21 protein-coding genes and 1 other annotated feature are annotated in these 23,805 nt (G+C 44.4%); of the genes, 2 read left to right on the plus strand and 19 right to left on the minus strand.

Annotated elements, in window-relative coordinates:
- Nucleotides 1-51 precede the first annotated feature (51 nt).
- Complete coding sequence (locus tag BLS49_RS02600) at nucleotides 52-1,653, plus strand: S-layer homology domain-containing protein (protein WP_091226497.1); 1,602 nt, start codon at nucleotides 52-54, stop codon at nucleotides 1,651-1,653.
- An 81-nt stretch (nucleotides 1,654-1,734) separates the two neighbouring features.
- Here BLS49_RS02600 and pyrE read toward each other — a convergent pair whose 3' ends face one another.
- The 10 genes from pyrE to lspA form a co-directional block, all read right to left on the minus strand.
- On the minus strand, nucleotides 1,735-2,376 hold the full coding sequence (pyrE, locus tag BLS49_RS02605; RefSeq protein WP_091226499.1) for an orotate phosphoribosyltransferase: 642 nt from the start codon (nucleotides 2,374-2,376) through the stop codon (nucleotides 1,735-1,737).
- On the minus strand, nucleotides 2,370-3,107 hold the full coding sequence (gene pyrF / locus BLS49_RS02610) for an orotidine-5'-phosphate decarboxylase (RefSeq protein ID WP_425432101.1): 738 nt from the start codon (nucleotides 3,105-3,107) through the stop codon (nucleotides 2,370-2,372). Before pyrF ends, pyrE begins: the two co-directional genes overlap by 7 nt.
- Nucleotides 3,108-3,181: 74 nt before the next feature.
- Nucleotides 3,182-6,394: a carbamoyl-phosphate synthase large subunit gene (gene carB / locus BLS49_RS02615; RefSeq protein WP_091226502.1), complete on the minus strand. Its 3,213-nt coding sequence runs from the start codon at nucleotides 6,392-6,394 to the stop codon at nucleotides 3,182-3,184.
- Nucleotides 6,395-6,397: 3 nt separating this feature from the next.
- Nucleotides 6,398-7,534 (minus strand): glutamine-hydrolyzing carbamoyl-phosphate synthase small subunit, encoded by a 1,137-nt coding sequence (locus BLS49_RS02620; protein ID WP_091226504.1) that lies wholly within the window; start codon nucleotides 7,532-7,534, stop codon nucleotides 6,398-6,400.
- A gap of 65 nt (nucleotides 7,535-7,599) precedes the next feature.
- The gene (locus BLS49_RS02625) at nucleotides 7,600-8,895 is read right to left on the minus strand and encodes a dihydroorotase (RefSeq protein WP_091226506.1); all 1,296 of its coding nucleotides are present in this window, start codon (nucleotides 8,893-8,895) and stop codon (nucleotides 7,600-7,602) included.
- Between the two features lie 25 nt (nucleotides 8,896-8,920).
- A complete protein-coding gene (locus BLS49_RS02630) occupies nucleotides 8,921-9,832 on the minus strand; it encodes an aspartate carbamoyltransferase catalytic subunit (RefSeq protein WP_091226507.1) in 912 nt (303 codons plus the stop codon).
- Nucleotide 9,833: 1 nt separating this feature from the next.
- A complete protein-coding gene (gene pyrR, locus BLS49_RS02635) occupies nucleotides 9,834-10,379 on the minus strand; it encodes a bifunctional pyr operon transcriptional regulator/uracil phosphoribosyltransferase PyrR (RefSeq protein ID WP_091226509.1) in 546 nt (181 codons plus the stop codon).
- Between the two features lie 477 nt (nucleotides 10,380-10,856).
- Nucleotides 10,857-12,110, minus strand: coding sequence for an LL-diaminopimelate aminotransferase (locus BLS49_RS02640; protein WP_091226510.1), 1,254 nt, complete (start codon nucleotides 12,108-12,110; stop codon nucleotides 10,857-10,859).
- 761 nt (nucleotides 12,111-12,871) lie between these two features.
- Nucleotides 12,872-13,819: an RluA family pseudouridine synthase gene (locus BLS49_RS02650; RefSeq protein WP_091226514.1), complete on the minus strand. Its 948-nt coding sequence runs from the start codon at nucleotides 13,817-13,819 to the stop codon at nucleotides 12,872-12,874.
- The gene (lspA, locus tag BLS49_RS02655; RefSeq protein WP_091226515.1) at nucleotides 13,816-14,313 is read right to left on the minus strand and encodes a signal peptidase II; all 498 of its coding nucleotides are present in this window, start codon (nucleotides 14,311-14,313) and stop codon (nucleotides 13,816-13,818) included. Before lspA ends, BLS49_RS02650 begins: the two co-directional genes overlap by 4 nt.
- Nucleotides 14,314-14,525: 212 nt before the next feature.
- Here lspA and BLS49_RS02660 point away from each other — a divergent pair, with 212 nt between their 5' ends.
- Entirely contained in the window at nucleotides 14,526-15,263 is a 738-nt protein-coding gene (locus BLS49_RS02660; protein WP_091226517.1) for a TraR/DksA C4-type zinc finger protein, read from the plus strand.
- On the opposite strand, the gene BLS49_RS02665 is transcribed toward BLS49_RS02660, so the two are convergent.
- From BLS49_RS02665 to BLS49_RS02705, 9 genes are all read right to left on the minus strand, one after another.
- The gene (locus tag BLS49_RS02665) at nucleotides 15,250-15,597 is read right to left on the minus strand and encodes a DUF5665 domain-containing protein (RefSeq protein WP_091226519.1); all 348 of its coding nucleotides are present in this window, start codon (nucleotides 15,595-15,597) and stop codon (nucleotides 15,250-15,252) included. The genes BLS49_RS02660 and BLS49_RS02665 overlap by 14 nt on opposite strands.
- Before the next feature lie 137 nt (nucleotides 15,598-15,734).
- Nucleotides 15,735-18,827 carry an isoleucine--tRNA ligase gene (gene ileS / locus BLS49_RS02670; RefSeq protein WP_091226521.1) on the minus strand — a complete coding sequence of 1,031 codons (3,093 nt, stop codon included), beginning with the start codon at nucleotides 18,825-18,827 and terminating at the stop codon, nucleotides 15,735-15,737.
- An 81-nt stretch (nucleotides 18,828-18,908) separates the two neighbouring features.
- Nucleotides 18,909-19,354 (minus strand) — a binding site (T-box leader).
- Between the two features lie 68 nt (nucleotides 19,355-19,422).
- Entirely contained in the window at nucleotides 19,423-19,941 is a 519-nt protein-coding gene (locus BLS49_RS02675) for a DivIVA domain-containing protein (protein WP_091226522.1), read from the minus strand.
- 139 nt (nucleotides 19,942-20,080) lie between these two features.
- Nucleotides 20,081-20,863, minus strand: a complete 783-nt coding sequence (locus BLS49_RS02680) for a YlmH family RNA-binding protein (protein WP_091226524.1) — start codon at nucleotides 20,861-20,863, stop codon at nucleotides 20,081-20,083.
- Between the two features lie 9 nt (nucleotides 20,864-20,872).
- A complete protein-coding gene (locus BLS49_RS02685) occupies nucleotides 20,873-21,148 on the minus strand; it encodes a YggT family protein (protein ID WP_091226526.1) in 276 nt (91 codons plus the stop codon).
- Between the two features lie 7 nt (nucleotides 21,149-21,155).
- On the minus strand, nucleotides 21,156-21,605 hold the full coding sequence (locus BLS49_RS02690; RefSeq protein ID WP_091226528.1) for a cell division protein SepF: 450 nt from the start codon (nucleotides 21,603-21,605) through the stop codon (nucleotides 21,156-21,158).
- Complete coding sequence (locus BLS49_RS02695) at nucleotides 21,605-22,297, minus strand: YggS family pyridoxal phosphate-dependent enzyme (RefSeq protein WP_091226530.1); 693 nt, start codon at nucleotides 22,295-22,297, stop codon at nucleotides 21,605-21,607. Before BLS49_RS02695 ends, BLS49_RS02690 begins: the two co-directional genes overlap by 1 nt.
- A gap of 8 nt (nucleotides 22,298-22,305) precedes the next feature.
- Nucleotides 22,306-23,157: a peptidoglycan editing factor PgeF gene (gene pgeF, locus BLS49_RS02700; RefSeq protein WP_091226531.1), complete on the minus strand. Its 852-nt coding sequence runs from the start codon at nucleotides 23,155-23,157 to the stop codon at nucleotides 22,306-22,308.
- A gap of 83 nt (nucleotides 23,158-23,240) precedes the next feature.
- On the minus strand, nucleotides 23,241-23,576 hold the full coding sequence (locus BLS49_RS02705) for a YlmC/YmxH family sporulation protein (protein ID WP_091226533.1): 336 nt from the start codon (nucleotides 23,574-23,576) through the stop codon (nucleotides 23,241-23,243).
- Between the last annotated feature and the right edge of the window lie 229 nt (nucleotides 23,577-23,805).

Below are 23,805 nucleotides of genomic sequence, written 5' to 3' on the forward strand. Positions count from 1 at the left end.
CTGCACTTCTAATAGAGTTACTAAAATTGGTGGAAAGAGGCCTTTATTGTTATGAAACCTATCAAATATGTCCTTCTGCTAGCCACCTTGGTATTTACTACTTCAATCCAATCATTGACACAGGTAGCCAGTAAGGGTTTTCCCTATAGCGATATTGCTAACAGCTATGCGAAAGATGCAATTATGAGCTTGTACAATCAAAATATTATGAAAGGCACATCTGCAACTTTATTTTCTCCGAAACAATCCATTACCCGGGCTCAGTTCATGACCACCCTTATTCGACTTCTAGATATGGAAGCTGTTAATTCTTCGATTCCTGCATATAGTGACGTTAAAAAGAGCGCGTGGTACTACGGAGCAGTTCAAGCTTCCACAGATTTAGGCTTAACGGATGGAACCGGTAACGGCACATTTAATCCTAATCAATCCGTGACCCGTCAGGAAGCAGCCACTTGGATCGTTCGGGCATTGCAGAAAACTTCATCCAGTGCCTACCCGGATACAGGTTACAAAGACGATACATCTATTTCAGATTGGGCTCGTCCCTATGTATCTATCATTTCACAGCTTGGACTAATGCAAGGTAATCAAGGAGCTTTTCATCCGAAGCAGCCATTGACTCGGCAGGAAACCGCGATGATCATAGATCGTTTGCTGCAAAATGATGATTTTACTGACAAGCTGGATCAAGATTACAGTCTCGGAATTCAATTAGGCTGGCAATATGGGCAGACGGATGAGGAATATAAGAAGTCCATTCTACAATCCAATGTGAATACATTATCACCAAGATGGTATTTTCTGGATTCTTATGGAGCTTTATCAGATCATACAGAACCTTCTCTAGTAAAATGGGCAAATAATAATGGTAAAAACGTGTGGGCCATGTTCGGCAATCGTTCAGATCAAACCATTACACATCAGCTTTTATCCTCTTCTGAACGGTCATCAGCCCTCATCAAGGAAATAAAAAGTGGTGTTACTCAATACGGAATTCAAGGCATTAATTTGGATTTTGAAAATGTCGCTCCAGCAGATCGGGCAAACCTCACGAAATTTGTTAAAAATCTGGCGAGCGAGCTGCATTCCGTCAACGCAGTCTTGTCTGTTGATGTATCGCCGAACTTAAATTCGGACTGGACAGCGGCTTTTGATTATGCGGCATTAGGAAAAATCGCGGATTATATCGTTTTGATGGGATACGATGAGCATTGGACAGGAGGAGCTTATCCTGGCTCTGTGGCATCTTTGACATGGGTTGAAAATGGATTGGATAAATTGCTTGCAGATGTCCCACACTCGAAGATTATTTTAGCCCTCCCTTTCTATAACAGAGATTGGGTCGTCAATTCCAAAGGGCTCTCAGCAAGCTCTGAAGATATTTCTTTATCTGAGCAAGCTTCGAGAGTAGCTAACAAAAAACTAACCGTGAAATGGGATGCTGCCTTAGGACAATACACAACTACTTACTGGCAGTCCAAGACACAGCACAAAATTTGGCTTGAGGAATCTCGTTCATTATCGCTCAAATACAAAATGGCACTGGATCATGGCATCGCAGGATTCGCCTATTGGTCCATCGGTGGAGAAACCACGGATGTTTGGACAAGCCTGAGAAATGCAGCCAAATATAACGCAATGAGAGATTAGTCCGTAAAGTGACAGCTTGAGATTAAAAAGCAGCAGCTTGAGAGAATTTTACCTCATAGCTGCTGCTTTTTTATTTATTTTTTAATTACCAAACGCGCTTGGGTCTTCTCTCCAAGACTTCAGTAACTCCAGATCCTCTGACTTAATTACGCCTCGCTCTACAGCAACATCAATCAGAGCAGAATAATTGGATAACGTTTGAAGAGGCACACCCGCTTCAGCAAAGGCGTTAACTGCCTTGTCCAGTTGGTAGCTAAAAATAGCAAGCACTGCTTGAGGATCAGCCCCTGCTTCACGAACGGCTTGAGCAGCCTTAATCGAGCTTCCTCCAGTAGAGATCAAATCCTCGATGACGATCACTTTTTGTCCGGCTTTGATTAAGCCTTCGATTTGGTTCTCCTTGCCATGACCTTTTGCTTTGTCGCGAATGTAAGCCATCGGCAAGCCCAACTTCTGAGCCACAAATGCCGCATGAGGAATGCCTGCTGTTGCAGTCCCTGCAATCACTTCGGTGTCTGGATAAGATTCACGAATAACTGTTGCAAAAGACTCCGCAATCAAATCGCGAATTTCTGGATAAGACATCGTCAGGCGATTGTCACAGTAAATCGGTGATTTAATACCTGAGGTCCAGATGAAAGGCTGATGCGGACGAAGTGCCACCGCTCCGATTTCCAGCAAGCTTTCTGCAACCTGCTTAGCAATTGAATTTATGTTTACCATGCCTTTTTCATCTCCTCAATAATTTGTTCTGCAGCACTGCGTGGATCAGGGGCTGCCGTTATGGGACGGCCTACCACAATGTAGTTAGTGCCTTGGCGAATGGCCTCTTCTGGCGTCAAAGTACGAGATTGATCACCTTTCTCGCTGCCTGCCGGTCTAATTCCTGGTGTTACAGTAACGAAATTTTGTCCACATCGCCCCTTGATAGCTTGTACCTCCAAAGGAGATGCGACTACTCCATCAAGGCCAGCTTCTTTCGTTACTGAAGCATAAGACAACACCGCCTGCTCTACAGTTCCCGGAATACCAATCTCCTCATTAAGTGTCTCCTGATTGGTACTTGTTAACTGGGTTACACCGATCACGATAGGCATTGTAAGTGAGGAATCCTCCTGGAGAGCATCAAGTACACCTTCCTTCGCTGCTACCATCATTTTTTTGCCCCCTGCAGCGTGTACATTAAACATATCTACGCCAAGACGGGTTATGCTGTGGGCTCCGCCCTTTACAGTATTCGGAATATCGTGCATTTTCAAATCCAGAAAAACCGAGTATCCACGAGATTTAAGTTCTTTTACAAAATCCGGACCCGCGCTATAAAAAAGCTGCATTCCTACCTTCATGTAGCAAGGTATTCCCTCCAGCCTTTCAATCAATTGTCTAGCTTGCTCTGCGGATGGATAGTCCAGCGCAACCATTAATTTTCCGGCAGTTTGCTCAAAAAGACTCAACGAATACTCCTCCTTCTCATAATCACGGCCCCGAATCAAAATCACTCGGAGCCGCATGGTTTTTTATTATTTCATTAGAGTGACGGCATCGCTTGAGATGAGAAGTTAATTGTCTCGAGCATATTCAGCAAGGCGCGAACTGTATCAAGGGAAGTCATACATACAACACCGTTCTCTACTGCTTCACGACGAATTCGGAAGCCATCACGCTCAGGTTCCTTGCCTTTAGTCAAGGTATTGATCACAAAGTGTGCTTCACCGTTACGGATCAGATCAACAATGTTCGGTACTCCCTCAGTCAGCTTATGGACTGTCGTTACATGGATACCTGCAGCAATCAGTGCCGCGGCAGTGCCTTCTGTAGCGATAATTTTGTAGCCGAGATTAGAGAATCCACGCAGAAGCTCAACTGCTTCTTCTTTATCTTTATCTGCTACAGTTGCGATAATTGCTCCAGTTGTAGGAATTTTCATTCCTGCACCGATCAGACCTTTGTACAGAGCTTTCGCATATTGTGGATCGCGTCCCATAACTTCACCAGTAGATTTCATTTCTGGCCCAAGCGTTGGCTCAACGCGGCGCAGCTTGGCGAAGGAGAACACTGGCACTTTAACCGATACTTGATCGCTTTCAGGCCACAAGCCATCGTGATATCCGAGATCCTTCAGCTTCGTACCCAAAATACATTGCGTAGCTACATTCGCCATCGGAATGTTCGTAACTTTGCTGAGGAACGGTACTGTCCGTGAAGAACGCGGATTCACTTCAATAACATACACTTCGTTTTTATAGATGACGAACTGAATGTTCACAAGCCCTACCGTCTTGAGTTCTTTCGCAATTTTAATTGTGATGTCTACGATTTTTTCCTTTAGCTCATCGCTAAGATACTGTGGTGGATATACCGCGATGGAGTCACCGGAGTGAACACCTGCACGTTCTACATGTTCCATAATTCCCGGAATCAGTACTGTCTCACCGTCGCAAATGGCGTCAACCTCAACCTCTTTACCAAGCATGTATCGGTCGATCAGTACCGGATGCTCAGGATTGATATTCACAGCCTCTTCCATATATTTCAATAACTCTTGGTCAGAGTAGACAATTTCCATTGCACGTCCGCCAAGTACATAGGATGGACGTACAAGCACCGGATATCCGAGCGATTGAGCAGTTCCGACAGCTTCATCGACAGATGTTACTGTGCTGCCTTTTGGCTGAGCGATGTGAAGCTTGGACAGGAGCGCTTCGAATTTTTTGCGATCTTCCGCTTCGTCGATGCTTTCAAGCGATGTTCCGATAATTTTAACGCCAGCCGCTTGAAGTGGAGCAGCCAGGTTGATGGCCGTCTGTCCACCAAATTGTACGATTACGCCTACCGGTTGCTCTTCTTCAATGACGTTCATGACATCCTCGAAAAACAGCGGCTCGAAGTAGAGACGATCCGACGTATTAAAATCTGTTGATACGGTCTCAGGGTTGTTATTGATTATAACTGCCTCGTATCCTGCTTTTTGAATAGCCCATACAGCGTGTACTGTCGAGTAGTCAAATTCAATCCCTTGACCGATCCGGATTGGACCGGAGCCGAGTACGACGATTTTTTCCTTGCCTGTGCGAATAACCTCATTCTCAGTCTCGTAAGTCGAGTAGTAGTAAGGTGTAGATGCTTCGAATTCGGCTGCGCACGTATCAACCATTTTGTATACCGGACGAAGTCCATGTTCCTTACGGAAGTTTTTAACGCTGGACTCAGTAGTATGACTACCGGACTGCTGTCCGATGGAGCGAAGCTCTGCAATTGCACGATCTGTGAAGCCAAGGCGTTTAGCTTCGTACAATGTTTCATAAGACAGTGTAGGTTCAGCAACAATTTGAGCCTCAAATTGTACCAGATGCTCAATCTTATCAAGGAACCACCAGTCAATTTGAGTCAAGTCATGAATCTCTTGCAGTTGGTAACCGCGGCGGAACGCTTCAGCGACCAGGAACAATCTCTCGTCATCCGCTTTAACCAGACGTTTGTTCAGCGTCTCAGTATCGATTTCATCTGCACCTTTTAAGTAAAGACGATGTGTGCCGATTTCCAAGGAACGAACCGCTTTGTGAATAGATTCCTCAAAAGTACGGCCGATGGCCATAACCTCGCCAGTAGCTTTCATTTGCGTTCCGAGCTTGCGGTTGGCATGCACAAATTTATCGAACGGCCAGCGCGGTATTTTGCTTACGATGTAATCCAGTGTAGGTTCGAAACAAGCGTAAGTTTGTCCTGTTACCGGGTTCACGATTTCATCTAGTGTATATCCCATAGCGATCTTTGCTGCCATCTTAGCGATTGGATAGCCTGTCGCTTTAGATGCAAGTGCCGAGGAGCGGCTAACCCGTGGGTTTACTTCGATTACATAGTATTGGAAGCTTTGTGGATCAAGCGCAAACTGTACGTTACATCCGCCCTCAATGTTCAGCGCACGGATGATTTTGAGCGATGCCGAGCGAAGCATTTGATATTCGCGGTCAGACAGCGTTTGGCTTGGTGCTACTACGATACTGTCACCTGTGTGCACGCCTACCGGGTCAAAGTTCTCCATGTTACAAACAACGATACAGTTGTCGTTGGCATCACGCATAACTTCATATTCAACTTCCTTAAGGCCCGCGATCGATTTCTCGATCAAGCACTGTCCAATCGGACTGTAGCGGATTCCGGAAGCAACGGTCTCTTTCAACTCTTCTTCTGTAGCACAGATCCCGCCGCCTGTACCGCCAAGCGTATATGCTGGACGAACGATGACCGGATAACCGATTTCGGCAGCGAACTGTAGAGCTTCTTCTACTGTAGTGATGATCGTGCTTTCTGGAACAGGCTGTTCCAACTCGCGCATCAAATCGCGGAACAGATCACGATCCTCCGCTTTTTCAATCGAGGTCAATTGTGTTCCGAGCAATTTCACGTTCTCACGCTCAAGAACTCCTGCACGAGCAAGCTCAACTGCCATATTCAGACCAGTCTGTCCCCCGAGTGTTGGAAGCAAACCGTCAGGACGTTCCTGGCGAATAATTTGCGTAACAAAATCCAGAGTGATTGGCTCGATATATACTTTATCCGCCATATTAGTATCTGTCATGATCGTTGCAGGGTTGCTGTTAATCAGTACGACTTCAACGCCTTCTTCTTTAAGCGCTTGACAAGCTTGGGTTCCGGCATAGTCAAACTCTGCTGCCTGCCCGATTACAATTGGACCAGATCCGATAACGAGTATTTTTTTAAGTTCTTTATTGATCGGCATTTTTTACAGTTCTCCTTTCGCTGCTGCCATCAGTACGGCCTGACGAGGCTTTTGCGGATGCTGCCGTTTATGTTCTTGAATCATTTCGATGAAGCGATCAAATAAGTAGCTGTTGTCATAGGGTCCCGGTGCTGCTTCAGGATGGTATTGTACCGAGAAGGCCGGGTATTTAAGGTGTTTTACACCTTCGATGGTTTTGTCATTGTTGTTGATATGAGTTACTTCCAGATCCGTTCCGGCAATCGAAGATTCAGTTACGGTGTAGCCATGGTTCTGCGAAGTGATGTAGCAACGGCTTGTTGCAAGATCTTTCACTGGGTGGTTACCGCCGCGATGACCAAATTTCAGCTTTTCAGTATCTGCTCCGCATGCAAGAGCCAACAGCTGATGACCAAGGCAAATTCCGAAGATCGGATACTCTCCAAGCAGCTCGGAGATCATTTTAACAGCGTGCGGAACATCTTTAGGGTCCCCGGGGCCATTAGATAATTGGATTCCATCCGGGCACAGACGGCGGATTTCGTCAGCCGTTGTATCATGAGGTACGATTACGACGTCGCAATCTCTTTTATTCAGCTCACGAAGAATACCGCTCTTCGCTCCAAAATCTACGAGGACGATCCGTTCTTTGGAACCTGGACTGCTGTATACATGACGAGTAGATGTACGTGCTACCTGATTGCGAAGTTCGTCAATGCTAGTAGAAGCCATCATTTCTTGCAGCTCCTGAACAGATTTAGTGGAGGTAGTAATGATCCCCTTCATTGTTCCGTGGTGACGAATGATGCGAGTCAACATGCGAGTATCGATATCAGAAATAGCTGGGATCTCATATTCCTTCAGAAGGTCACCCAGATTGTATTGCGCTCTCCAGTTACTTGGCGTTGGTTCATATCTGCGCACAACAAATCCGTGAATCGAAGGTGCGATCGACTCGAAATCATCTCTTGAGATTCCGTAGTTTCCAATCAGCGGATAGGTCATCGTAACGATTTGGCCGCAATAAGATGGATCTGACAAAACCTCTTGGTAACCCGTAATTCCTGTATTAAAAACGACCTCGCCTGTTTTTTCGACTTCAGCACCGAAAGATTTTCCGGTAAACAGTGTGCCGTCCTCCAACAACAATCTTGCTTGCATCCTGTAGCACTCCTTTGCACTTGTCTATTTATCTAGCGGTATGTGAACTTTCTATCTATAAAAGCCTAAGCCTCTTGTTCGCTCCAAACAACTTTCCCTTGAACAACCGTTGCAACCGGCCACCCCTTAAGCTGCCAGCCCGTAAATGGGGTGTTGCGGCCTTTTGAAGCAAATTGTTCAGGATCAACTTCTTTTTCATTCTCCAGATCGACGATGGTAATATCAGCAGGAGCGCCAACCTTCAACGACCCACTGTTTAATCCGAATACTTTTGCCGGATCAGAGGTCATCCGGTTGACCAGCATATTTAGACTCCAGCGGCCTGTCGCAACAAACTTGGTGTAGAGCAGCGGGAACGCTGTCTCAAATCCTACGATGCCAAAAGGTGCAAGCTGCATCCCTTTTGCTTTCTCCTCAGCACTGTGAGGAGCATGATCGGTAACCACGATATCAATCGTTCCGTCCTCCAGCGCTTGTATACAAGCCTCAACATCTCTCTTGGATCGAAGTGGAGGGTTCATTTTCCAGTTTGCATCAAGCCCCGGAATATCCTCCTCAGACAAAATCAGGTGATGTGGACAAACCTCGGCAGTTACGTTGATTCCGATTTCCTTAGCCTGGCGAATCAAACGGATCGACTGCTCTGTACTTACATGGCATACGTGATAGTGAACTCCGGTTGCCTCAGCCAGCAAAATATCCCGACCTACATGAATCGCTTCAGACTCATTTGGAATTCCTTTGAAACCATGGCGTTTAGCAAATTCACCTTCTGCTACCGGAGCACCCTCAACGAGCGAGTTATCTTCGCAGTGCGCGATCACCGGCATATTCATTGAAGCTGCAAGTGCCATAGCGTCCTTCATCATCTGGGCGCTTTGAACACCTACACCGTCATCCGTAAATCCGATGGCTCCTGCTTCTTTTAGTGCCTTGAAATCGGTCAACTCACGACCGAGCTCGCTTTTTGTAATCGCCGCGTATGGCAGCACATTCACGAGGCCGGCAGCTTTAGCTTTTTCCTTAACGAGCTGCACTGTCTCAGAGTTATCTGTAACAGGACGTGTATTTGGCATACAAGCAATGGTAGTAAATCCACCCTTGGCAGCCGAACGCGAGCCTGTCTCAATCGTTTCTTTATGTTCAAAACCAGGTTCTCTCAGATGGACATGCATGTCGATAAAACCCGGTGTAACCAATTTGCCTTCAGCGTCCAAGATTTGAACTCCTGATTCCGAGCTATCCAAAGCGGTCCCAGCATTCTCTATACTCTCAATAATTCCGTCAACAATGCTGATATGTTTTAATTCAAGGTTACCATTTTCGTCCAGTACATTTGCATTGCGTATTATAAGCCTCATGAATGAATGATCCTCCGCTCTTGTTCTATTTTACTGCTCTTTCTATTACTGCCATCCGAATTGGAACCCCATTTTGCATTTGCTTGAAAATACGGGATTGTGGATGTTCAACGATAGCATCATCTATTTCTACGTTTCGGTTCACTGGAGCCGGATGCATGATGATCACATGCGGGTCAAGCTTCGCAACCCGGTCTTCAGTCAATCCATACTCGAGTCGGTATTGCTCAGCAGATTTAAGAATTCCCTCTGCATGTCGCTCTAGCTGAACACGCAGCATCATAATGACGTCAGAGCTCAGCGCTTCTTCCATTGATACATATGAAGCGAAGGCTCCAAGCTCCGGTGCTTGCATGCTGGTTGGGGCACATAGCTTAACTTTTGCACCAAACTTTTGCAATGCCCACAGATTTGATCTGGCTACCCGACTATGCTTGATATCCCCGATAATGGATACGGTCAAACCTTTTAGCTCTCCAAAGTGTTTCTTCATCGTGTAGAGATCAAGCAGCGCCTGCGTTGGATGCTCGTTGTTGCCGTCTCCTGCGTTAACCAGTGGAATCGATACCTTAGTGGCCAGATCAGCAAGCAGCCCGACGGGTTTAAGGCGAATCACTCCGGCGTCAATGCCCATCGATTCCAGCGTACGAACGGTATCGTAGATCGATTCGCCTTTTTCCACGCTTGAGACAGCAGCGGCAAAGTTCAACACCTGTGCTCCAAGTCGTTTCTCGGCCATTTCAAAAGAAAAGCGAGTTCTTGTGCTGTTCTCAAAAAACATGTTTGATACAAAATGGTTCTTCAAAACCGGAATGACTTTCTCTGTTTGACTTTCCCAATAAGCGGCACGATCCAGAATCGAGCCTATTTCATCAGCGCTAAGTTCTCTAAGCCCTAGTAAAGAGCGTTCCTTCAAAGTAGATGCGGTCATGGTCATGTCACTGCTCCCCCCGTTGTTGAAAAATTCTGACCAAATCACTGCCATCAACCTCTTCCAGAAGCACTTCAATTTCTTCGGCTTTTGAGGTTGGTACATTTTTACCAATATAATCAGGTCTGATCGGTAGTTCCCGATGCCCTCGATCAGCTAGCACTGCAAGCTGTATGGATTGCGGTCGCCCGCAGTCCATAATGGCATCCATTGCCGCCCGAATCGTTCGGCCTGTATACAAAACGTCGTCGAAAAGTATTACTTTTTTGTCGTGAATCGGGACAGGGAAGGAGATTTTATCGGCTCCCCGTTCTCTTTCAGAACGATCATCGCGATATGAGGTCACATCCAATTCGAACCAAGGAATAGATTTTCCTTCAATGTTCTCCAATCGTTCCGCAAGACGTTTAGCAAGAAACACACCTCGTGTTTTGATTCCTGCCAATACACAGCCTTCAATACCTTTGTTCCTCTCCAGGATTTCATGAGCAATTCTAGTTAGTGCACGGCGGATCGCCGTTTCATCCATAATGACATGACTCTCCAAGCTCATTCCATCTGCCTCCTCAGGACTAATGATTTCCAGATACCGTGATAGGCCATAAAAAAACTCCTTGCCTGATCCAGGCAAGGAGTCTTTAGCCACAGTTTAAAACCATGACTGTCATGTGGCCCAGGAAAATACCACGCAGATATATGCGTAATGTTCCCCAAAACCACATTCACGTTACCTTGCCAGCCTCACGGGACTGAATTAAAGGTTCTATTGATCTACGTGAATTATGACAGAATGAGGTCAAACTGTCAAGACAACGCTACCGGAAAAAATAGCTAGCCTATAAAGGTCTTATATCTACATCGTCCATATTGGAATAATGACATTGAATGAAACTTATACACACTAATAAATATACATTATTATTAATATTTATTCAATGTCGTTTTTTTCAATAGTCACCTCATTCCAAACAACAAACATAACAAAAACAAGCCTGCCAACACGGCAGACCTGTCAAACTCCAATATTACTTTAAAATTCGAATTTCACTTCACCCAAACGGTGCTTGATTTCCGAGATAACTCTTTCTTCTTCCTCTAAACCCTTTGCTTCAAAAGTTACCGAGAAACGAACAAAATGTCCTGCATCATCCCAAGGTACCGTAGAAATCAGCTTTTCACGAATTAAATATTGAGAGAAATCTTCTGCAGTGGCGAACTTCGGACCACCTGCAACGCCTTTTGGAGCTGCAACATACAGGAAGAAGGAGCCCTTTGGTTTCTTGGCATTAAAGCCCAGTTCATTTAAAACTTGAACGAGCATGTTATGACGGCGTGAATATTTATCTGCAATTTTCTCCGTAATTTCTGGACGGGAAAGTCCGTAAGCAGCCGCCTTCTGAATCGCAATAAACTGACCGGAGTCATTGTTATCTTTTACATCGCTAAATGCCTTAACGATCAGCGGATTACCTGCGACAAACCCTATTCTCCATCCTGTCATGTTGTATGATTTCGATAACGAGTGAAGCTCTACCCCTACGTCTTTGGCTCCCGGAATAGACAGGAAGCTTAGCGGCTTCAATCCATCATAGGTTAAAGCTGAATATGGAGCGTCATGTACTACGATTACATTATATCTGCGAGCCCATTCCACAACTTTGACAAAAAACTCTCTCGTTGCGCTGGCGCCCGTTGGATTGTTCGGATAGTTCAAATAAATCAGTTTTGCCCGAAGTGCAATATCCTCTGGAATGGAGGACAAGTCTGGCAAAAAGTCATTCTCTTCAGTCAATTGTACTGTATACACTTCTCCGCCCAAGTATTTGGTATGTGTCCCGATTATCGGATAACCTGGCACTGTCATAATCGTTACATCACCAGGATTTATAAAGCATGATGGCAGCATCGCCAACGCTGGCTTGGAACCAATCGAATGGACGATTTCAGTTATAGGATCGATGCCCTGAACCTGAAATACTTCCTCCAGATAACGAGCTGCCGCTTCTTTGAATTCGGCTATCCCATTGTCGGCATATCCACGGTTTTCCGGCTTAGCCGCTTCTTCCGCAAGCTTGGCGACGATTCCTGCATCCGCCATTTCGTCAGGCTCACCAACACCCATATCGATCAATTCAATGTTAGGAAAATCCTTTTTAGCCGCTGCTTTCGCACGTTTGATTTTTTCAAATTTATAAATGGCAGTATCTTTGCCGTAATTTGCCCCACCTATACGATCCGCAAACTGCTGTTGAATGTAAGTATCCTGATAAACTTCTATGCTCATTTTTAATCATCTCCTTAATCATACTAGACATTCTTAAATATGATGGAATCAAGGATATTAGAGAATGGATTAATTACCAGAACGTTTGTACTTTTTAACCTTTGGCTGGTTTCGCTGAACTCTGTTTGATTTAATTAAGATCACATCGTTTTCCGGAACAAAATTCCTGCTCAAACAACTATGACACCCAGGCGTCATCACCTAGAATGAAAATAACAACCTCCAAATTTCCAAATTGCGCTTTAGCGAAATAGTACAGCTAGCTTATTCGTGAGAAGCCAGAGGATTGCAGATCGAACACAGTAGAGGAAAAAATATCCTTTATTTTCGAAAATGAGATGATTTTAAAGAAAATAAAGGAAGTATTTTCCTCTATCCTTACTGAAATTGCCCTAAAATACCAAAAACAAGCGTGTAGCACCAAAATAGAGGAATTAAGTTCCTTTATTTTATGATCTTGAGCGAATCCTGATGGAATAGGGGAACTTTTTTCCTTTATTGCTACCGAAGTGCTGAGATAGGCTGACAACGCCCAACTGTAGCTCGTGATGCTTCTGTTTAACACGAGCCTAATCACGATTACTTGTGGCATACTCTTTATTTTCGTATAAAATGCAGACTTTTCCAATAAATTTCCTGTTTTGATTAAAAAACTGCAGAAATGCATTTTTTCATCAGAGCGAAACGAAAATAAAAACACCTGTAACACAAAATCCTTCTAAGAAGGAATTCGCATTACAGGTGCATCATTTACCAATAAATTAACGGTTACGAAGTGCATGAAGCACATGCTCCATGTCTTCCGGAATCGGAGCAGCAAACTCCATATATTCACCAGTGCTCGGATGAATGAATCCCAGTACTGCGGCATGAAGTGCTTGTCCATCCATTTTAATACCTTTGCTGCGACCGTACATAGGATCGCCTACAAGCGGGTGTCCAATAAATTTCATATGCACTCGAATCTGATGAGTACGACCTGTCTCCAGCTTAAGCTCTAGCAAGGTGTAATCGCCAAACCGTTCCACAACATGAAAATGTGTTACAGCATGCTTGCTGTTGCGTTCCTGCACTGTGTACATTTTGCGGTCATGTGGATCGCGTCCAATCGGAGCATCAACCGTTCCTTGATCATGGTTCACATTACCATGGACGAGTGCAAAATATTTGCGAGTCACCGAATGCTCCTTAAGCTGAGCCGCCAATGAAGCATGTGCCTTGTCATTTTTGGCTGCCATCAGGAGTCCTGATGTATCCTTATCGATACGATGTACGATACCGGGACGCAGTTCTCCATTAATCCCTGACAGATCCTTGCAATGATGCATCAGCGCATTCACAAGCGTTCCAGATGAGTGGCCTGGAGCCGGATGAACAACTATCCCCCGCGACTTGTTTACGACAATAACATCCGCGTCTTCATAATATACATCCAAAGGAATATCCTCTGGTTCGATTTCAACAGCTTCCGCCTCAGGTACGAGCAATGTAATGCGGTCTCCCTCGGCAATTTTATAATTAGCCTTGACAACATCTCCATTAACCGTAATGTCTCCACTTTCTATCCAAAGCTGAATCTGATTGCGCGAAATATTTTCACCAAGCTGGGCTTTAACATATTTGTCAATGCGATCCTTCTTAGATGCAGCATCGGCTACCCATTTAAAGGTATCCTCTTCCAGCTCAGATTTGTCCAAATTTGAATTCATACTTGCTCCTTTTGTTCATGTCCTGCTCCTGATGATTGTTTCTCTCTGCGAACCTCAAGAAGCGAATCCAGTACGATTAGAGCTACACCGATAACGATACAGGAATCAGCTACATTGAAAATAGGAAATGTGTAGGAGCCAAAATTAAACTGTAAAAAGTCGACAACCTCACCTGCAACAGCACGATCTAAGAAATTGCCAACAGCTCCGCCGAGAACGAGCGATAATGCTGTAGGCAGCAGCTTATTTCCGTGTTTTATGACCTTTAGCAAATACCAAACGATCCCGATTAGAACAATCACTGTTACAACAATGAAGAACACACGCTGACCCTCTAAAATCCCAAAGGCCGCACCACGGTTGCGATGTGAAGTAATCAGGAAGAAATCGCCGATAACCGGTATTTGTTCACCAATCGTTAATTTCGTGGCAATTAAATATTTGGTTCCTTGGTCGATCAGAAACATAATCAATGCGATCAAAAAGTATACCACGCGGTAAGTCACCTCGTTTTTTCGTCTGATATAACCATTTGTGAAGACCTGTATATTGTAGCATAGCGGGAATTGAACCGTCCATGAGCGATAGGATTTTCCTTAGGTAAATTGTCGTATTCCTGCACAAAATACTTCTAAGACTAATGACTTATTACATCATTATATAAAAACAAATTTTGAAGTACGCCCTAGAGAAGGAGTCGATACGTATGCCACATCTAACTAATGAGCAACGGGCAGAGCTGAAGGCTAAGCTTGAAGCAGCACGCAAGGATCTGAACTCCAGGTTGTCCCAAAATGATCATTACGGAATGGAGGAATCTTTGCGAGACAATACAGGTGAATTATCTAACATTGACAACCATCCCGCTGATTTAGGCAGCGAAATGTACGAACGGGGTAAAGATATCGCTCTAATCGAACAAAACGAACTCATGCTTACCCGTATCGAAGGTGCGCTTCAAGCCATGGAAGATGGCAGCTACGGAGTCTGCCTCACCTGTGGCAAGCCGATCAGCTACGAACGTCTTAGCGTTATTCCGGAGACTCTCTACTGTAAGGATCACAGTCCTCAGTCATTTGTCTCGGCAGCAAGACCCGTCGAGGAACAATTTCTTGCGCCCCCATTTGGTCGTACCAGTCTGGACGAGCATGATGACGAGACAGAATTTGACGGAGAGGACAGCTGGCAAATCGTTGAAAGCTACGGAACTTCAAACTCCCCGGCATTTGCCGAGGAGTCAGAAGTTGACGATTACAACGATATGGAGATCGAAGCGTCAAGTGAGCTTGACGGATTCGTTGAACCATTCGAAAGCTTCATCGCTACAGACATCTATGGTGAAAAAGTTTTCTTTTATCGAAATGGGGTATATCGCAAAATGATGTCTGCGACGGAAGATCTGGATAGTGAAGATTCCCTTGGAACCGGCTCTAATACGTATTAAGCTCCAACTGGCGCTGAACAATCCTAACAATATCCGCGATGTAGTCTCCGATGATCGGTAAATTCAGTGCGCCTAATAGCTGTAAAATGTAAATGATCGTAGCCGCAAAAAAAGTAAACCCGATAGCGATTCCTACGCCTCTTGCTGTACCAGCTAATAAATTGGTCCAAATAAGACGCCATGGTCGATTAAGCAGCTCCGTGTACTCAACGATTTTGGATTTCTCCAGCTGTCTTGACCAATTCAATGTTAAGCGATACATGGCGTTCATTTGTTCTTCTGGCGTAGAAAACGTCTCGTCAACAGAACTTCCCTTAGATTTGCGATGGTCCATTTTAGCACCTCCGAAAACCATGAAACGAGCCTGTTAATCCAATGATCATTACTGTCATTATGGATTACCAAAGCTCGTTTCTTTTGGTTAATCCTTATTATAGCCTCTGGTTGTCACTGCCATACAGAACTGGATTTTTAGGCAATATGCACACCGATCTTCTTCGAACCGAGATCTATAACCTCTATATCACCCTCTGGTTTACCGAATGAAACATCCGTCATCAGCACATTCTCGCGCAAAACGTTCTCGAACGCAGTGATCGCAGCCTTCAATTCATCATCAACATCCAGCGTCAAATGAACTCTCTTCTCAATCGGTAGATCAAGTTTTTTACGTGTATCCTGAACAGCGCGAACCACTTCGCGAACCCATCCCTCTTGTTCAAGTTCAGGAGTGATATCCGTGTTCAATGCTACTGTAATTCCATAGCCTGAAGCTGAAGCAAAGCCTGGTTTAGCTTGTTTCTCAACAAGAAGCTCCTCCGAAGTAATAACCAATTCTTCACCTTCAGGAGAAGTCACTTGAACTTGACCGTTTTCTACCACTTTACGAGTCTCTTCTGCAGGCAGTGATTTCAGGTAACCTTGAAGGAAGCCAACATTTTTACCGTACTTTTTACCGGCTACTTTAAGGTTCAGCTTCAAGAGGAAGTCGACAAATCCGCTATCACTAGTCTCAATGTCGATTACCTTCACATTGATTTCTTCCTTAATGATCTCCTCATAATCAGCAACTGCAAAATCGCGGTTCATTGACACAATCAGATCAGACAACGGTTGACGTGTCTTGATTCCTGTCTCGTTACGAACGTTACGTGCCAATTCAACGATTTGACGTGCACTTTCCATATCCTGCTCAAGCTCTAAATCAATCAATGTTTCATCAGCTACAGGATAGTCCGCCAAATGAACACTTTCCCCACCGTCAAGGTTCGTGAAAATATCCTCAGAGAGCATTGGAGTGAACGGAGCGATTAACTTGGACACAGTAAGCAGAACATTTGTCAAAGTCTGATAAGCGGACAATTTATCCTCACCAAGACCACTTCCCCAGAAACGGTCACGGGAACGTCGAATGTACCAGTTGCTAAGCTCGTCAATAAATTCTTCAATCGCTTTGGATGTGTTGACGAAATCGTTCACAGCCAGTCCTTTATCCATCACCTTTATCAGGCTGTTAAGTCTCGATAAAATCCAGCGGTCAAGCTTGTTGCTCGAAGGACGATATTTATGCTCCTCTGGTTTGTATCCGTCGATTCCGGCATACAATGTCAAGAAAGCGTGAGTATTTACGAGCGTATCGATGACTTTGGATTTTGCTTCAGCTACTATGCCTTTGGAGAAACGTTTGCTGTTCCAAGGTGCACTATCTGATAGTAAAGCCCAACGGAAAGCGTCCGTTCCGAATTCGTTAATAATTTCCCAAGGATCAATGACGTTGCCTTTCGATTTGGACATTTTCTGTCCATTTTCATCCAATACGTGACCCGTAGCAATTACTGCCTTATAAGGAGCTTTTCCTGTAAACAATGTTGATACTGCAAGCAAGCTGTAGAACCAGCCGCGAGTTTGGTCAATACCCTCACAGATCATATCAGCCGGGAATTGCTCTTCAAATGTGTCGACATTTTCAAACGGATAGTGATGTTGAGCAAATGGCATCGAACCGCTATCAAACCATACGTCAATCACTTCAGAAGTACGTTCCATAACGCCGCCTTTACAATGAGGACATTTCACTTTCACTTCATCCACATAAGGTTTGTGAAGCTCAAGATTCTCGCTTACATGACCAACAGCATGCTCACGCAGCTCAGCAGAACTATGTGGTGCAAATTGTCCTCCGCAATCCGGACATACCCAAACGTTGAGCGGAGTTCCCCAGTAACGATTACGGCTAATATTCCAGTCAACAAGCTCCTCCAGAAATTTACCAAATCGTCCTTCACGAACATGGCCTGGATACCAATCCACTGTATTATTGTTAGCAATCAGTTGATCTTTAACTGCAGTTGTCTCAATGAACCAACTCTCCATCGCATAGTAGAGAAGTGGTGATTTACAACGCCAGCAGAAAGGATAGCTGTGCTCATATTTTTCTTTGCTGTACAGCAGCCCTTTTTCAGAAAGTGTCTTCACGATATCAAGATCACAGTCTTTTACGAAACGACCTGCAAAATCGCTAACATCGTCTGTATAACGTCCTTGACCATTAACGACACTTACGAAGCTGATTCCATTCTCACGGCATACACGATAGTCATCCTCACCATGTGCAGGAGCCATGTGTACAATCCCTGTACCACTTGCATTCGTAACGAATGGAGCGCCTACGATCACGTTGATTTTATCTGCTTTGATATAGCTGAATGGCGGAGTATACGTTCTGCCAACCAATTCCGAGCCTTTATGAGCAGAGAGAATCTTATAGTCGCCTTTCATTACTTTTTCTACAAGATTGTTCGCTACAAAATACACGCCATCCTCTTGCTCTACCTTGGCATAATCCATATCAGGATTAACTGCAAGAGCAACGTGTGCTGGCAAAGTCCAAGGCGTAGTCGTCCAAGCAAGTACGTACTCACCCGTATCGTTCAATTTAAATTTAGCAGTAGCGCTAAGGTCCTTCACATCCTCATAACCTTGAGCTACTTCATGAGAGCTAAGTGAAGTCTGACAGCAAGGGCAGTATGGACTAACCCGATGTCCGCGATACAATAGTCCTTTGTCATGAACTGTCGCCAGAATGTTCCACACACTCTCAATGTAATTGTTATCCAGAGTGATGTATGGATCATCAAGATCTGTCCAATATGCAATAGCTTCAGTAAATTCACGCCATTGCTTTTCATAGCCGAAGACACTTGCTTTACACTTCTTAACGAATTCCTCGATACCATATTTCTCGATCTCTTGCTTACCCGAAATACCAAGTTCTTTTTCAACACCAAGCTCAACAGGAAGTCCATGTGTATCCCAGCCAGCTTTACGTACGACACGGTAACCTCTCATCGTCTGGTAACGACCGATAAAGTCCTTGATTACACGGCCAAGAACGTGCCCGATATGCGGCAAACCGTTAGCTGTAGGAGGCCCCTCGTAAAATACATAGTTTGGTTTTCCTTCACGATTCTCAATACTGCGTTTAAAAGTATTCTCTTTACTCCATTTGTCCAGAATACGCAAATCACGATTACGCGCATGCTCTTTGACATCTACCTTTTTCATGGTACGTTTCTCTTCCTTTCCATTTGCATTTGATTCGATCAGGTCACATTGCCCCGAAAAAAAACAAAAAAGCCCCGTCCCAAAAGGGACGAGACTGTACTCGCGTTACCACCCTTGTTTCACACCATCAGCAGATAACTTCTGCATCAGTGTGACACTTTGATCCCATACGCTTCATATGGGGTCGGTATAACGGCCGACAGCCGGCACAGCCTAAAGGTAATTTAAAAAGTCATCTTTTGATCACGAAGTATCACGAGACGCCTATTCGACTTCGAATCTTGAATTCAGTTGAGCCTTCCGGTGCTCACGTACACAAAACGTACGCTCCGCTCCTCAGTCACAACTTCATCCAACCTTCTCGATGCTAAAAACCTGACTTTTTAAATAGTATCCATACCTAAAATTCAGCTATGCTTCTCCGGGATGATATTCCGTCTGCGCATTGAACATTGGCTTGCAGCTTGTTACCGCCAACTCTCTGAGGAACAAAATCGCAACGTACTGGTTCCCATCATCAAATCACTATAATATATATTTATAACTTATTTAATCATTGAATGTCAATCCACGGTGAATGGAGCAGCTCACTGAATTAGTAAATTTCTTTTATTTCCCGATCACGATCGCGACCATGGTCCAAAGAAGGCTCCCGACTGTCTAAGGAATCCCATCCATCCTGACTAAGCAAATCCAGCTGAGCCTCGACCAAAGTACGGAATCTAGCGCGATAAATAGAAGCCTGCTTCTTGAGCTCTTCGACCTCCATCGCAATTTTGCGCGATTTGGAGAGCGATTCATTAACTATTCGATCAGCGTTTTTCTCCGCTTCCTTCACAATTAGCTGTGCTTCCTTCTTAGCATTATTCTTCACTTCGTCAGCCGCTTCTTGTGCAACAATGATGGTCTTGCTGAGGGTCTCTTCAATATTGGAAAAATGGTCCAACTTCTCCTGCATGGACAGCAGTTGATTTTGAAGCTCCTTGTTCTCCCGGATCACGATTTCATAGTCTTTAATTACTTGATCGAGAAATTCATTTACTTCATCTTCATCATAGCCGCGAATGCGCCTTGAGAACTCCTTGTTATGTATGTCCAGCGGCGTTAATGGCATGATCCGCACCTCCTATAGAATTGACACCTCCGCAAAGTGAGAAGTTACTTCATTTCACGGAAGTTGTCACACTGAATCGAAAAAAATAATGACCTTGGGTAGTTATTTTCGACAGCAAATTCGTATTTCCTGCAAGGAATTATACAAATTTGCCGATTGTTACTCGAAGTCTTCCTTTTTTGGTTACCCCATCCATCTCTAACACTTTAAACCGACCAAATCCCTGCAGTGCGACTACATCACCAGCCTTTAACGGCTTTGACGGGTCCTCTTCTGTTTTCCAATTAATCCGGCAGCGGCCGGCTTTAATGGGAATAAGGGCCTTACTCCGGCTTAACCGAAATACGTCGCTAACAACTCCATCCAATCGCAAAGAAGCCACCGTTAATTCTAGTGGCTCAAGTTCTGCTTCCGTCGTTCTTAGCGACTCAAGATCCACGATGTCTGTAAACACGCTTATTCGGTGCACTTGTCGCAAATTCACATCCAGAAACGGAGCTATTTCATCGGTCACAATGACGTGACAACCATCATCGCGTACATGAATATCACCGATCTTGTCCCTTTTAAGTCCCAGACCAAGAATCGCACCCATATAATCTCCATGCTGCAATGTTATAAACTTCTGATCACCTGAAGTAATGCTGAGCACCTTCATTCTCATCGGCTCATTATCCACATCCATATAATCAGGAGCAATTAATGCACGTCTCCGTTCAGCTCCCTGATATCCACCATCAAGCCGGACGACAACATCCGGATGGCGATTAGCAAGGGATTCTACAATGGAGCACTGGCGCGGGTCGAGAAAATCACTCAACTTCACTTCATGATATTGTCCTGCATTCACAATCCATTCCCAGGCCCTGTCCACAAACGGGCGTTCTTCCGGTCTGAAATGATCATAAACATCTAATTTCATATCCTGATTCTACCCACCGATAATGTAAAACAATATGGATTTTAATCCAACTATAGCCCAGTTCAACACAAACAACGCAATAATCGGGGAAATATCAATCATTCCCATAATCGGCGGTATGAACTTCCGAAATGGAGCCAAATAAGGCTCTACAAGCTTTCCAAGCAGTTCACCAATAAAGCTGTCGCGGACATTAGGCACCCAAGACATTAGAATATACGCAAATATCATGTAAAAATAAATATTATATAGCAAATCTACAATAGCAATGATATTACCTAGCAAGATGTCTTCACCTCATTCTGTTGTAGTCTAAATCCTCTGTTAGTATTTCAGTGATCGATCCCTGTATCTCCACTGTATCAGGCGTACATAAGAAGATGTTGCCACCAATTTTTGATATACTTCCGCTCAAGGCGTAAATGGTCCCACTCAAAAAATCGATAATACGCATCGCCTGATCATTACGAACACGTTGAAGATTCACAACTACCGTCCGATGTGAACGCAAGTGATCAGCAATCTCTTGAGCTTCATCATATGAACGTGGTTCATACAGAATCACTTTTACATTTTTCTGTGAATGAATGCTAACGACATTGTTACCTCTGTGATTTTTCCGTGTCTCGAAGTTTGGCGCTTCAAACTCCTGCTCTTCCTGTGCAGCAAATCTTTCGCGTTCTACAATTTCCTCTTCTTCCTGAAGCCCCAGAAAATTCATGAATTTATTCATTACTCCCATTATTTCTCCTCCCCTTTCCCCACTAGAATAGTACCCAGGCGTACCCAGGTCGCACCTTCTTCAATTGCCACTTCAAAATCATCCGACATTCCCATAGAAAGCTCGGTAAGCGGTTCCTTTGTTACACCTTTAGCATTAAGCTCATCGCGCAGTCTTCTAAGTTCACGAAAAAACGGTCTTGTAGCTTCCGGATCATCTTCAATCGGGGCCATTGTCATAAGACCAATAATCTTTACATGAGTTAGATCTGCGGCTTCGGTTAAGAATTGCTCCGCTTCTTCTGGAGTGATACCCTGTTTGGATTCTTCTCCAGACACGTTGACCTGTAAAAAAGCTGATACTTCTGTATCTGCATCCGCAGCTCGCTTTTCCAGTTCTTTTGCAAGGGAAAGACGGTCGAGTGAGTGAATATATTGAAATTTGCCTACGATGTCTTTAACTTTTCTACTCTGAATATGACCGATAAAGTGCCATATACCTTGATCACCTAGTGCTTCCCACTTTGGCCCTGCTATCTGAGGACGATTCTCTCCAAGATGAATGATTCCTTCCTCTAATACCATATGTGTCATCTCTACTGATACATATTTGGTAACTGCGACGATATGAACGTCTTCGCGAGCCCGTCCACTACGATCGCATGCCGCTTGTATGCGCTCTTCCACCTGACCAATCCGTTCCTTTAGCGACAACGAAAGGATCACCTCTCCTTCATGCCGATCCAGCTCGCCATTCTACCTGTGACTCCGCCTTCTTTGCGATATGAGAAGAACTTGTCATTATGACAGCTTGTACACAATAATGTACATTCGATATGAGTCGGCAATATTCCTGCTTTAATCATAATGATTCGATTCAATTCTTTCAAGTTCAGCATTGTTTTTCCTTCATTTTGGGACGATTTTTCGATGAATGAACGATCAAGCTCCACTGAATTTTGTCCAATAATTGCTCTTACCTTGTCCATGACCACGTCATCAACCTCATAACAACAATCTCCGATACTTGGACCGATGGCTCCATAAATATCGCTTCTTTGACTGCCGAATGCGTCCTCCATTGTATAAACAACCTCTTCAGCTATGGCTTGAACGGTCCCTTTCCATCCAGCATGAGCAAGTCCTACAACTCTCTTCACAGGGTCCATAAAATATAAAGGAACACAATCCGCGTAAAAAGATGTAAGTAATATGCCCGGTACATTAGTTACTAAAGCATCTGTATTTTGAAAAGCACTATCACGATCAAGATACCCCTTACCCTTATGCTCTTCCCTGACAACCGCGACATTACTGCCATGCACCTGTTCTCCGCAGGTCCATGACCCATGTTCAAAACCAAGCGAATCCATAAGGCGTTTACGATTCTCAAGCACATCCAGGGAATTATCACCTACATGATAAGCCAAATTCAAGCTGCTGTATGGCGGCTGGCTGATTCCGCCAACCCGTCCAGTAAAGCCAGCGCTTACTTCAGGCAACAACCGCTGGAAAGACTCCAATTCAAATCTTTGCGGCGACTGGTCTATAGAATTCCAAACAAAAGGCTCCATCATCCATCTCCTCGTAGTAGTCCAAAAATACCCATTCTACCTGTAATTCATTATTCAGTGTACCACAACAGCCGCCATAGTGTTTAGTTACGGCGGCTGGCCAGACCATCACGATCGATATACACAGTAGTTTCATTTTGAGGTTGTATTTGCAATTCACGCTGCTCTTCCATTTTAACAAGCACAACATCCGAGCCGATTTTCACTATATTTTTCCACGGTATAATAAGATCAGTACCACCCCCAAAAAGACCCAGAAACTTCGTATTCACCGGCACCACAATAGCCTCAATAATTCCTTGCCTTAAATCCAGCTCCAGATCACTAATGTGACCAAGCCTTTTACCGTCGACCACGTTAATGACGTCTTTGGTTTGAAAGTCCGATATTTTCATACTTGCTCTCACCACACTGTCCATGATTTCGCGATCCCCCGTTCCGTGCAAGCCATTCTCTTTTAACTATATGACGGTCGTATGCAAATAATTAATTCACCATATCAAATTAGAGAAACACCTTCCTAATTCTAGAGCATTTTTTAAGAACTCCATTGATTTAGTTGGCATAAGATTCAAATTTTGTGTTCAGGAGCTCATATTGCGGCTTAAAAAATAAGACCGACCCAACGGATACCAATACGTGGGCAGG

Source organism: Fontibacillus panacisegetis, from assembly GCF_900102215.1.
GTDB classification, from domain to species: domain Bacteria; phylum Bacillota; class Bacilli; order Paenibacillales; family Paenibacillaceae; genus Fontibacillus; species Fontibacillus panacisegetis.